This is a genomic window from Pseudomonas sp. MF6776, assembly GCF_016613125.1.
Taxonomy (GTDB): domain Bacteria; phylum Pseudomonadota; class Gammaproteobacteria; order Pseudomonadales; family Pseudomonadaceae; genus Aquipseudomonas; species Aquipseudomonas iridis.
Map to the genome: position 1 here is coordinate 19775 of NZ_JAENSQ010000045.1, position 11853 is coordinate 31627.

Sequence of the window (11853 nt, forward strand, 5' to 3'; positions counted from 1 at the left end):
GTCAGCGGTTACCCTTACCCGCCAGCATTAGCGCGAAGAGCTCTGCCTGAAAGCGAGCATCATCCAATGCGTTATGGTTCGGTTCGCTGAGTGGCTTCAGCGCAGCGGTCATCTTGGATGATTTTGTTTCCTGCCAGCTGCAACCTACAGCTCCCATGAAGTAGGCCTTCATGTCGATAGCGGTAAAACCAAAGGGGTTGGTTTCCAAGTATTTGTGGAAGTAGTAGTTGACGAATGACCAGTCAAACGGTGCATTGAGTCCTACGAAAATGACCTTCTGCCCCGTTTGGCAGGATGATTTCAGCCATTCACCAAATGTCAGCATCGCCTGTTGCGGAGTGAGTCCTTCGCGCTCCAGCTTCTCCAGACTCAGCCCCGATACTGCCAGTGCTTCTGGGTCGTGTTTTGGACTGTCAGGTCGTAGTTCAAGATAGATGGACGTGGCAGGTTGATCTACAAGGCAAGCTCCAATGGAAAGCAGGCTGTATTCGCCTGGTATAGGTCCAGAAGTCTCGACGTCGACGGAAACATAAAGCTCATCAGGGTTCATGTCATATCCTTTTCGTGTAGTTGCCAGATCACGCTCAAGCTCGGTAAGCGTCTGCCGAACACATCTTGTACCAGCCCGTTTGGTGTAGACGGACGCTCGAAACACCCTGTCGAGGCTATCGCGCTATTCGGTTTCGATGGCAGCTTGCTCCCCCTATGCTCTTGACTCGTCTAGGAGCAGCAACCAGAGCGAACCCCAGCAGCAGGTTCAAAAAGTGACTCAACAATCGTGCAGTCTGGAGTGTTCAAACCTAGGCATGTTGACTCACACATACCTGCCATTGAGAGCAGCTCTACCCGGATTTGCTGAAGCTTTGCTACCTTCGACTCTACTTCCGCTAGGTGCTTCTTGACCACCGAAAGCGCGTCAGCGCACGGACGATCAGCATCTGCTGCGAGCGCGATGAGTTCTCGGATATCTTCGAGCGGGAAACCCAATTCACGATTCTGCCGGATGAAGACGAGTCTTGATCGATGCTTTTCAGTATAGATTCGATGCCGCCCAGTCGACCGCAGGGCGGGAGGTAAAAGGCCTATTTTCTCGTAGTAGCGAATCGTTTCAATGTGGCAACCCGTTGATTTCGACAGCGCCCCGATTCCTGACATGCAAACTCCCCAAGCATTTTCTTGAACCTGTAGCAGCTACAGATATTAACCTGTCTTCAGAAAATAATTTCACGCGCTTGAAGGGCATTTTGTGGACAGAGAACAGCTAGAGACTAACCAGATTCCCATTTACTTCGTCGCGGTCATTGTCGCGGCCCTCGGAGGCCTGCTCGCCCCCAATGCGTCTGAAGCATTAGGGTCGACGGTGACACCCACCATCGCAGTGCTGATGTACGCCATGTTTCTACAGATCCCGTTCTTGGATCTCCGTAATGGCCTCGCAAATAAGCGTTTCATGGCAGCGCTGCTCACAGCCAACTTCGTGGCCATCCCCTTGCTGGTTTGGGCATTGACGATGGGGATAACCAATCACCCGGCGATTTTGGTGGGTGCCCTGTTGGTCTTGCTGACGCCTTGTATCGACTATGTGGTGGTTTTTACCCATATCGGTAAAGGCGACTCCAAACTCACTCTGGCGGCCACCCCATTGCTTCTTTTGATGCAGCTTGTGCTGCTGCCGGTGTACCTGACCTTCATGCTGGGTAACGACTCAACAGTGGTCATTTCTATAGGCCCATTTGTTGAGGCCTTTGTGATGCTGATCGCTTTGCCTTTGGTCTTAGCGGTAGCAACAGCTGCCGGGGCAAAGAGATCACGCATCGTTGAAAGCTGGAACAACGCATGGGCCTGGATGCCTGTACCGGCTATGGCGGCTGTATTGGTCGTAGTGATCGGCGCTCAGATTTCAACGGTGGTCAGAGACATCGACAAGCTGCTGCCTGTTATTCCCGCCTACATTGGTTTCACGCTCTTGGCACCGGTGGTAGGTGCGCTGGTGGCTCGGGCGTTTAAGTTACCGGCCAGCACGGCAAGATCAGTCGCTTTCAGCAGTTCGACACGAAACTCATTAGTGGTTCTGCCATTGGCATTGGCCTTGCCCGAGGAAATCAGAGGGCTCGCTGCGGCAGCAGTCATTACTCAAACGCTGATTGAGTTGGTCAGCGAACTAATTTACATCCGAGCAATTCCTGCTTTGGTGTGGCGCAAAATGTAGATGCCAGGGCAGACACCCTGCGCGATTAAACAGGCGCCCACATGTGCGGCAGCAGCTTGTTAATCTCACTCGCGCGCTGCGTCGGCAGGCGCATGAGAACATCCTTTAGATAGGCGTACGGATCATGGCCATTCAGCCGTGCTGACTGGATCAAGCTCATGATCGCCGCAGCCCGTTTTCCGCTGCGTAGCGACCCGGCGAAGAGCCAGTTCTTGCGCCCAAGAGCCCATGGCCGGATCTGGTTCTCCGCCCAATTATTATCAATGGGAACCGCCCCGTCATCGAGGTAGCGCGACAGCGCTGCCCAGCGTTTAAGGCTGTAATCGAGTGCTCTGCTGATGGCCGAACCTTCGGGCACAAGATCACGCTGCGCGATCATCCAGGCATGCAGCCTATCCATCACCGGTACGGCTTTTTCTTGCCGTATTCGGCGCCGTAAATCCGGCTCCAGGTCTCTGACTTCTCTTTCGATTTCGTACAACAACTGGATATAGCGCAGGGCTTGCTCGGCGAGCGTGCTTTTATTCGTAGCGTGCAGTTCGAAGAACTTGCGCCGTGTATGGGCCATGCAGCCGATCTCTGTCACGCCGAGTTCAAAGCTGGCCTTGTAGCCGCCAAAATCGTCGCAGACCAACTTGCCCTTCCAGTCCTGAAGGAAGTTGCGAGCATGCTCTCCGGCGCGACTGGAGCTGAAGTCATAAACCACCGCTGCCACATCCGAGAACTGGCTGGTAGCGTAGGCCCACACATAGGAGCGATGGGTTTTCTTTGTTCCCGGCATGAGCATCTGCACCGGTGTTTCATCTGCGTGGATGACTTGTTGCCCAAGCACTACTTCGCGCAGCGCATCGACCAGCGGCTGCAACTGAACTCCGGTCACGCCAACCCATTGAGCCAAGGTTGAACGTGGAATCGCCAGGCCCGCTCGACCGAAGATCGATTCCTGACGGTAAAGCGGCAGATGGTCAGCAAACTTGGCGATCATGACCTGTGCGAGCAGGCCCGAAGTCGGGATGCCCTTATCAATGACCTGCGCCGGAACCGGTGCCTGGATCAGCGTTTCGCAGTTATCGCAGACCCACTTGCCACGGACATGGCGCTCGACGGTGAACACGCCGGGCGTGTAGTCCAGCTTCTCGCTAACGTCCTCACCTATGCGCTTGAGGGCGCAGCCGCATGGGCAGTGAGTGTTGTCCGGTTCGTGATGGATCAACGTTCGCGGAAATTCTGCCGGCAATGCCGTGCGCTTGGGCTTTTGCTTTTCCTCGGTCGCCGTTGGTGCTATTTGCAACGCCTGAAGCTCGGCCTCAATCGCCGCGATATCAGTATCGATCAGGTCATCTAGCAGGCTGGCCTGTTCAGGATTCATCTGCTCGCTGCGCTTGGCAAACTTCAAACGCTTGAGCTGGGCGATCTCATGGGTCAGTTTCTCAATGACTGTTTGATCACGGTTGATTTTCTTGCCCATAGTGTCGACTTGCGAGAGCAACTGCGCTGCGAGGACGCGCAGTTGAGTGGGAGACAGTTGGTCGAGATTGGGCGAAGAAGTCATACGCCGGACTTTGCCAGAGCAGGCGTTTCGCGACGATAGACCGATAGGCTAATGGCAGCCGTTAAAGCAGTATGATCGAGCCTCCAGAACCTGCGCGTTGCCATGGCAGCCCCAGCACCAATGCTTGAAGTTGCTCGGCATCCAGTTCCATCTCAGAACCATGGCGAATGCCAGGCCAGTGGAACTTGCCTTGGTTTAACCGGCGCGCCGCCAGCCATATTCCGAAGCCGTCATGCACCAGCACTTTCATGCGATTGGCGCGACGGTTGGCGAACAGATAAGCGCAGTGCGGCTGCGCCGCACCGAACACCGCGATCACCTTGGCTAGCGCCGTTTCGGTGCCTGCGCGCATGTCCATCGGTTCGGTGGCGAGCCAGATAGAGTCGATGCGAATCATCGCAGAATATCTCGAAGAAAAGCCGCGCAGGCGGCAGCACTTTCAGTGGGCCAGTTCACTTTGATGATGCCGCGCGGGTGCTGTATTTCAACGCAGATATTCGATGATGCTGGATGGGAGTTCGCCCCGGCCAGCGGCATGGCTAACGGAATAAATGCAGGTGGCGGCGCCGGGATTTTCTGCGCTTGCAGCCGAATCCATTTGTGGACGAGGTTTGCGTTGAGGCTATGACCGAGCGCGACGCTGGCAACCGAAGCGCCTGGTTGGGCGCACTCTTGAATGATCTGGGCTTTAAAGGATTTGGAATAGGAACGGCGTGTTGGCTGCATGAAATACCCGCTTAAAAGGCTAGAACTGGTGTCCACTTAATTTAAGTGCACACCATGTCTTCGCTTTGCAGGGCTGGGTAGATGACTTGGCCGGACGGTTACCAAGCTCGTAACCATGTGACGGTGGAAAGGCGGCAAAGCCATTGCCCCATTTTTTGCTGTTGCACTCGCTATCCGGCGTTCGAGCAGCGGCAGTGCATGTCTACTGGAGGAGTGCACGTTCCTTTGGTCAGCTCTGCGCCCGAGCATAATGATGTGTGTCATTCTCTAGTCGCGGATGAGGGCCGGACAATCATGAGCGAGCATTGGATAGTCAAGTGCCAGAATACTGAGGACGGTACTGGCGACATCATCATTGACCTACCTCCAGAGTTGCTTGACCAAATGGGGTTAGGTGTTGGTGATCATTTAGAGCTAACGATAGCGAATGGCACATTAGTGCTGACGCCCATGAACAGTGCAATATCAGTACGGCCGATGTTTGCTGGAGTCCTGCGTGAGGATGCCTATCATGCTTACCGCAAGCGGTTGGCTGCGTATCTCCATATCCCTTCCAACGCTTCGGATCAAGACATTCACGACATGATAGTAGCTGGCTTTTCGGCCGGCCTGATTTCATCGCTTTGTGCTGATGGCACCGTAAATCCGCAAGAACGCGACATAATCATTCACCCCAAAACGCTCAAAACAAAATTGGCAAGCGATCAGCTTTTAACGTCGGATGAGAGCGATCGCCTGTTCCGGTTCGCACACATTACCGCCATGGCCGAGATCATGTTCGGGGACGAAGGGAAGGCCAAACAATGGCTTTCCAAACCCAAAGCCCGTTTTTTGGGAAAAAGCCCACTGGCAATGGTCACTACGTCTCACGGCACACATCTAGTTGAAGAAATGCTGATTCAGGTGTCTGAAGGCATGTCATTTTAATCCTGCCACAGTTAACAGTGTGGACGGAAATAACGGGCAGCAGCATGCCCACTTCTATGACTATCACTGAATCTGAGAGTCAATCACTATGATCAACGCAAACGCTCTAGCCGGTATAGGCATCAAAGCCCAAGCGTTGGTTCATCCCTCAACGGCGTGCGTTACGTCATTGCACCTGCGACTCTTGATACCGCCAAGACGGAGTCGAAACCACCACATAGTCGATATAAATGATCAGTTCATTCAACAGGACTCCCGCCAAAATTGTGGGGTGGCCGGTTAGCATCCTTAACGGGGATTGGACATCGACTCGATAATACGGCACTGCTCGATCACGCCGCCCTCGCAACAAGCAATCAAACGCTCCAACTCCACCTCCAAGCCTTGCAGGTCTCGGATGTGCATTCGAACCTGCTCTAACTGCCCCTCGATTTTTGCGTCCACCCTGGCGCAGGAAGCGTCGCGGTTATCCGCAAAGCCCAGCAACTCTCGAACATCGTCAAGGCTGAAGCCCAGTGTGCGGCTACGTCGGATGAACAATAGACGGTCGCGCTCCTCGTCGGTGTAGAAGCGATAGCCTGATGCTGAACGCCCTGCAGAAGGCAGGAGGCCGACCTGCTCGTAATAGCGGATGGTCACCGCTTTGGTATCAGTCGCCTTCGCCAGATCACCGACTGTGTATTTGGTCGAACTCATTTCGCTTGACCTTATAGTTGCTAGAATCTTCATTCTACGCGCCTTAGGCGATAAGCAAATCTGCGTGCGCTCAATAGAAAAGTGGACTGAATCCTATGGAAGCCCCCTTAAAACAACATCAATCCGGAGCTTGGGCGCTGTTGCTCTGTGCCTGGTTGCTTGCTCTGGTATCAACAATCGCCGTGCTATTCGTTGGTGAAGTCATGGGGCAACTGCCCTGTGTGCTCTGTTGGTTTCAACGAGCCTTCATGTTTCCACTCGTCCTGGTATTGGGCGTCGCCTGCTGTTTATCGGACACCGGTGTTTGGCGCTATGCACTGCCATTAGCAGTCATGGGTTGGCTCATCGCTCTGTATCACAACCTGCTTTATTTCGGACTGATTCCTGAAAGCATCAAACCTTGCGGGGCCGGCCCTTCCTGCTCCGGTGCCGACATGACCATCCTCAGTGGTGTTCCGCTGCCACTTTTATCGCTGGGCGTGTTCAGCCTGCTGATCATTTTTCTCGTTCTTATCCGTCGGAGATTTACCGTATGAGCAGACGCGCCGTCGTCCTCTCCATCAGCGTGCTAGCCATCGTAGGCTTTGCCGTCGCAGCATTTTTCTACAATCGTGCTGCCACTGTGCCCCAGGCTACAGCACCTGTACCGCAAACCAGCGCGCTAGTGCGGTTTAACTCACCAAGCTTCGGCCCTGCCGACGCCCCGGTGACAATCGTAGAATTCTTCGATCCATCTTGTGAAAGCTGCCGTGCCTTCTACCCCATCGTCAAAAAGATGATGTCACAACACCCAGGCGATGTTCGCTTAGTGCTGCGCTATGTGAAGCTTCACGTAGGGTCTGAAGAAGCCATACGTCTGCTCGAGGCTTCACGTAAGCAGGGTGTTTTTGTGCCGGTACTTGAAGCTGTCCTCGCTGCTCAACCGCAGTGGCATGACGATGCGAAAGCATCAGCAGCTTGGGACGTAGCGGCCCAAGCGGGCTTGGACGTGGCTAAGGCTCGTGAGGACATGATGTCGCCGGAGATCACCGCCACGATAGAAAGAGATGCCGCTGATGCCAAAACTGTAGGTGTGAAGGGAACACCGACATTTTTCGTTAACGGTAAACCCCTGACTAACTTCGGCGCTCAACAGCTCTACGATCTGATTTGGAGCGAAATCAACCAAGCTCGTTAATAAGGGCGCGTGCGGAATGCGGAATGAAAAAAGCTCACCGGGCTCGACAATCCGCTTGACCTTATAGTGGCTATAGGGTGTTCACTCTTCACAATAAATTGTGGAGAGTGCCTTTATGAAAAGCTGTTGCGGTGATGAACAAACACCGAAAAGTGACGCCGCCGTTGAGGTATTTGACCCGGCAGCACCGACCGGCTGCTGTGCACCTGCCGCGACTATGTGTAATACAACTACAGCACAGTCCAACAGTAGTTGCTGCTCCGCGAAAACTTTGGACGTCAGCTCAGCGCCTTCTTCAGTAAAGGGCGCGGGTTGCTGCTCCCCCGGCTCCGATATCAGTAAATCGAACTGCGCTGTCGTAGCACCGCCATCTGCCCTGTACAGCCTTGCCGAGCCGAGTCAGCCTGCTGCTACGGTTGATAATGACCTTTTTATCGATGCTTGCTGCCCACCATCTGCTGCGGGTAGTCCCAAAGTCGGCATCGAAAACGTGTCTCCCACCAATACCGACGAAGCGACTCGTTTCAGCAGTTTCAGGATTGGGCAGATGTGCTGTCCTTCCGAGCAGACCATGATCGAGGACAAGCTCGCGAAGATGAGCGGCATTCAAAAGCTCGAGTTCAACATGATGAACCGCACGATGGCTGTCTGGCACGAGCTACCCGACACCTTGGGTATCGAGGCAGCAGTGCTATCGCTGGGCATGCACGCCGAACCTTTGACGGCTAATGGCAATGCAACCAGCGCAGATACGCCAGAAGTCCTTCCCCAGGCGGAATCACCTAAGAGCACATGGTGGCCATTAGCGCTTTCCGGTGTCGCTGCCGTGGGTGCTGAAGTCCTGCACTTCACTAACTCCGCGCCTGAATGGGTGATAGCGGTCATAGCCTTGTTCGCCATCGTGCTCTGCGGGCCTACGACCTACAAGAAGGGTTTGATCTCGATCAAACACCTCAACCTGAACATCAACGCGCTGATGAGCATCGCGGTTACCGGAGCGGTGTTGATCGGACAGTGGCCAGAAGCCGCGATGGTCATGTTTCTCTTCACCGTTGCGGAAATGGTCGAAGCGAAATCGCTGGATCGTGCGCGCAATGCGATCAAGGGGCTGATGGACTTGACCCCTGAACGAGCTACCGTGCGCCAACCCAACGGTAGTTGGCTGGAAGTCGATGTAAAAACGGTCGAGATTGGGGCCTTGGTTCGTGTCCGCCCCGGCGAACGAATTGGCCTGGATGGTAAAGTCTCTTCTGGTAACTCTACTGTTAACCAAGCGCCCATCACGGGCGAGAGCTTGCCCATCGAAAAAGATGTCGATGATCCTGTCTATGCCGGCTCCATTAACGAATCCGGCTCCTTCGAGTATCGAGTGACAGCTGAGGCCAACAATACGACCCTTGCTCGAATCATTCACGCGGTTGAAGAAGCCCAAAGTTCGCGAGCTCCAACCCAGCGGTTCGTTGATAAGTTTGCCAAAATTTATACGCCAGGGGTGTTCTTTTTCGCCGTCGCGATTGCGGTATTCCCACCACTGTTTATGGGCGGATTGTGGACTGACTGGATCTATCGTGCACTGGTGCTTCTGGTGGTTGCTTGCCCTTGTGCGCTGGTCATTTCCACTCCGGTGTCCATCGTCAGTGGTCTGGCGGCAGCGGCTCGCAAAGGCATTTTGGTTAAAGGCGGCATCTACCTGGAAATAGGCGCCAAGCTGAGTTTCGTCGCGCTCGATAAAACCGGCACCATTACCCATGGGAAACCGGTTCAGACAGACTACATTCCGGTAGCCGAAGACTCAGAGGTACATCCTCAGATTGTTGCCGCCAGCCTCAGTGCACGCTCGGATCACCCCGTATCACAGGCAATTGCCAAGTACGAAGGCTCGGACGCATCAACGTTCCTGCAAGTGGAGAGTTTTGAGGCCCTTCCCGGTCGCGGGGTAAAGGGGATGATTGAAGGCCAGCTCTTCTACCTGGGCAATCACCGACTGATCCAGGAGTTGGGGCTCGGTACTTCGCAGTTGGACGAATCTCTGACTAGCCTGGAGCGCCAAGGCAAAACAGTCGTAGCCTTGACCAGCGCCAGTCAGGTTTTTGCGTTGTTTGCTGTAGCCGATACCGTAAAGGACTCAAGCCAGACAGCGATCAAGGAGCTGCATGCATTGGGTATCAAGACCATGATGCTTACAGGCGACAATTCGTACACGGCTGATGCGATTGCCAAACGAGTTGGGATAGATGAGGCGCGGGGAAACTTGTTGCCCAGCGACAAGTTTTCAGTAATTGATCAATTGAAGGGCCGTAAGCACGTGGTGGGGATGGTCGGTGATGGGATAAACGATGCACCTGCATTGGCCAAGTCTCAGATCGGATTCGCCATGGCCGCGGCTGGCACGGGAACCGCTATTGAAACGGCTGACGTTGCTTTAATGGATGATGATCTGCGCAAGATTCCGGCCTTCGTCCGCCTGTCACGCGAGACAGCTGTGATTCTTAAGCAAAACATTTTGTTCGCCTTAGGTATTAAGGCCATTTTCCTTGTGTTCACCCTCATGGGTTTGGCCACCATGTGGATGGCTGTTTTTGCAGACGTTGGAGTGAGCATACTTGTCGTGCTCAATGGACTTCGATTGCTAAAGAAGTAGATCGCGAGGTGAGGATGAAAGATAAAAGCGTCTTCGCCCGGCCAAGCAACTTTGTGGATGGCTCTTTTCGCCGATATGGGGACGAGCCCGCTTGTGGTATTCAATGGACCACAACTATTGCGGTATTGATTCGAAAGCTACATTGTCAAAATTGATTACTCACATAAGGAATTAAATATGCAATGTCCTATCTGCAAAGATATAGCTTTAGTAATGACTGAGCGCCAGAGCATAGAAATTGACTATTGCCCGCAATGCCGCGGTGTCTGGCTTGACCGAGGTGAACTCGACAAGATTATTGAGCGTAGTCAGCGACAAGAGACCGTTAGATTGCTTCCACAGAACCTCACATCACCTGTCCAAAGTTCGACGCCAGCAGAACAACCTGGTTACAACCAGTACGGGAATAAGCATGGTCATGGAGATCGAGGGAGCCACAGCGGTGGATGGAAAGAAGGTGGCCATCAAAGTCAAAGTGGGCATCAGGGACAACCGAGTCGCAAAAAATCGTTTTTGCAGGAACTATTTGATTAAGATGGCGATTTCTCGCTTATGATCTGAATACTACATCAAACCAGTATCCACCTTTGAATGATTGGTTTGATGATATGGAACGGTTTGGGTGCTAGTAGGTCTTTATATTCTACAGTCCACTCGTTGGATCTTCATTAGGCTACATTTGGGGAAAAATCATGAGTTCAGGGCACAGTCACGGTCAAGTACGTGCGGGTCATGAAAAGATGTTATGGATCGCACTCGCCCTGACGACAAGTTTTATGATTGCTGAGGTCATCGGAGCCTTTGTCACGGGCAGCCTAGCCTTACTGTCGGATGCTGCGCATATGCTGACAGACGTTGTGGCTTTGGCAATATCCTTGCTGGCTATTCATATTGCCAAACGCTCTGCTGACAGGAAGCGCACGTTCGGGTATGCACGATTCGAAATACTTGCAGCCACATTCAATGCTGTCTTGTTGTTTTTAGTCGCTATATACATTGTCTATGAAGCGTATCTTCGACTTAACGCCCCCGCAGAAATTCAGTCGACGGGCATGTTAGTAATTGCAGTGATGGGACTGATAGTTAACCTCATTTCAATGCGTCTGTTGAGTGCCGCTAGTGGGGAAAGTCTCAATGTGAAGGGCGCTTATTTAGAGGTTTGGAGCGATATGGTGGGGTCTATTGGCGTCATCATTGCAGCGCTTGTAATCCGCTTCACCGGTTGGAGTTGGGTTGATTCACTTGTTGCAGCAGGTATCGGATTCTGGGTGCTGCCTAGGACTTGGTCACTGCTCAAGGAAAGCATGAATATATTACTGCAGGGCGTTCCAGAGGGCATCGATATTCAAAAGGTGGAGGCGAAAATATACGGAATCGTAGGAGTAAAAAATGTGCACGATTTGCATATATGGGCTTTAACCAGTGGTAAGAGTGTAATGAGCGTTCACCTGGTCGCTGACTATACCTCCCGCAGTGAACAAGATATTTTAACTGAAGTCACGTCGCTTATGAGTGAAGAGTTTCAGATCAGTCATACTACTGTACAAATGGAAAAAGCAGATTTCCATAGCCAATTAGTTGACGATTATGAAGGCAAGGTCCACTAATTGAGTTCCATTTTTAAGACAAGTTGTTATTTCGGGGATCCACCCCAGAGGGCTAGTTAAAATGAAAAAAATTATTTTAAATTGTGCTCTGCTGATAATGCTTTTGTCTCTAACAGTAGAGCCGGTTTTGTCGAGCCCGGCTAGACCAGAAAAGGTATTCGGGTGGATTGAAGAAGGGATACTTTTACCAGAGGCGGCGGCGAAAACTGAGTGCAACACCTGACCTTTCCGGTACGGTGCTGTCCCTATGTCTTATTCCGAACTCAGCGTTGAAGAGCGCGCCACCATTCAAATCGGTCATGCCCAAGGTTTCAGCCT

General features: G+C 52.8%; 14 protein-coding genes. 8 read left to right on the forward strand and 6 right to left on the reverse strand.

Going from position 1 to position 11853, the window contains the following annotated elements; all coding sequences use genetic code 11:
* Window position 1: 1 nt before the first annotated feature.
* Together JJD74_RS28210 and JJD74_RS31175 are read right to left on the reverse strand one after the other, a co-directional pair.
* The gene (locus JJD74_RS28210) at window positions 2-550 is read right to left on the reverse strand and encodes a 3'-5' exonuclease (RefSeq protein ID WP_010565120.1); all 549 of its coding nucleotides are present in this window, start codon (window positions 548-550) and stop codon (window positions 2-4) included.
* A gap of 170 nt (window positions 551-720) precedes the next feature.
* Window positions 721-1155 carry a MerR family transcriptional regulator gene (locus JJD74_RS31175; protein ID WP_080896083.1) on the reverse strand — a complete coding sequence of 145 codons (435 nt, stop codon included), beginning with the start codon at window positions 1153-1155 and terminating at the stop codon, window positions 721-723.
* Between the two features lie 91 nt (window positions 1156-1246).
* Between JJD74_RS31175 and JJD74_RS28220 the strand changes: the two genes are divergently transcribed.
* Window positions 1247-2209, forward strand: a complete 963-nt coding sequence (locus tag JJD74_RS28220; RefSeq protein WP_108184780.1) for an arsenic resistance protein — start codon at window positions 1247-1249, stop codon at window positions 2207-2209.
* A 25-nt stretch (window positions 2210-2234) separates the two neighbouring features.
* Here the strand turns inward: JJD74_RS28220 and tnpC are convergent, their stop codons facing one another.
* The 3 genes from tnpC to tnpA form a co-directional block, all read right to left on the reverse strand.
* Window positions 2235-3761, reverse strand: a complete 1527-nt coding sequence (tnpC, locus tag JJD74_RS28225; protein WP_042561912.1) for an IS66 family transposase — start codon at window positions 3759-3761, stop codon at window positions 2235-2237.
* A 61-nt stretch (window positions 3762-3822) separates the two neighbouring features.
* Window positions 3823-4158 (reverse strand): IS66 family insertion sequence element accessory protein TnpB, encoded by a 336-nt coding sequence (tnpB, locus tag JJD74_RS30985; protein ID WP_042561913.1) that lies wholly within the window; start codon window positions 4156-4158, stop codon window positions 3823-3825.
* Window positions 4155-4487, reverse strand: a complete 333-nt coding sequence (tnpA, locus tag JJD74_RS28235) for an IS66-like element accessory protein TnpA (protein ID WP_108184288.1) — start codon at window positions 4485-4487, stop codon at window positions 4155-4157. The genes tnpB and tnpA overlap by 4 nt, the downstream gene beginning before the upstream one ends.
* Before the next feature lie 294 nt (window positions 4488-4781).
* On the opposite strand from tnpA, the gene JJD74_RS28240 reads away from it, so the two are divergent.
* The gene (locus JJD74_RS28240) at window positions 4782-5414 is read left to right on the forward strand and encodes an antitoxin Xre/MbcA/ParS toxin-binding domain-containing protein (protein WP_080963325.1); all 633 of its coding nucleotides are present in this window, start codon (window positions 4782-4784) and stop codon (window positions 5412-5414) included.
* 288 nt (window positions 5415-5702) lie between these two features.
* On the opposite strand, the gene JJD74_RS28245 is transcribed toward JJD74_RS28240, so the two are convergent.
* The gene (locus tag JJD74_RS28245; RefSeq protein WP_200617491.1) at window positions 5703-6110 is read right to left on the reverse strand and encodes a MerR family transcriptional regulator; all 408 of its coding nucleotides are present in this window, start codon (window positions 6108-6110) and stop codon (window positions 5703-5705) included.
* A gap of 95 nt (window positions 6111-6205) precedes the next feature.
* Here JJD74_RS28245 and JJD74_RS28250 point away from each other — a divergent pair, with 95 nt between their 5' ends.
* The 6 genes from JJD74_RS28250 to JJD74_RS31180 all read left to right on the forward strand — a co-directional run.
* Entirely contained in the window at window positions 6206-6646 is a 441-nt protein-coding gene (locus tag JJD74_RS28250; RefSeq protein ID WP_042561910.1) for a disulfide bond formation protein B, read from the forward strand.
* The gene (locus JJD74_RS28255; protein ID WP_042561909.1) at window positions 6643-7287 is read left to right on the forward strand and encodes a DsbA family protein; all 645 of its coding nucleotides are present in this window, start codon (window positions 6643-6645) and stop codon (window positions 7285-7287) included. The genes JJD74_RS28250 and JJD74_RS28255 overlap by 4 nt, the downstream gene beginning before the upstream one ends.
* 547 nt (window positions 7288-7834) lie before the next feature.
* Window positions 7835-9928, forward strand: coding sequence for a heavy metal translocating P-type ATPase (locus JJD74_RS28260; RefSeq protein WP_042561908.1), 2094 nt, complete (start codon window positions 7835-7837; stop codon window positions 9926-9928).
* A 177-nt stretch (window positions 9929-10105) separates the two neighbouring features.
* Window positions 10106-10462: a TFIIB-type zinc ribbon-containing protein gene (locus JJD74_RS28265; RefSeq protein WP_080896081.1), complete on the forward strand. Its 357-nt coding sequence runs from the start codon at window positions 10106-10108 to the stop codon at window positions 10460-10462.
* Between the two features lie 158 nt (window positions 10463-10620).
* Window positions 10621-11535 carry a cation diffusion facilitator family transporter gene (locus JJD74_RS28270; RefSeq protein WP_042561907.1) on the forward strand — a complete coding sequence of 305 codons (915 nt, stop codon included), beginning with the start codon at window positions 10621-10623 and terminating at the stop codon, window positions 11533-11535.
* A gap of 247 nt (window positions 11536-11782) precedes the next feature.
* Window positions 11783-11853 (forward strand): helix-turn-helix domain-containing protein (locus JJD74_RS31180; protein ID WP_146469857.1); only part of this gene is annotated, 71 nt, incomplete at its 3' end.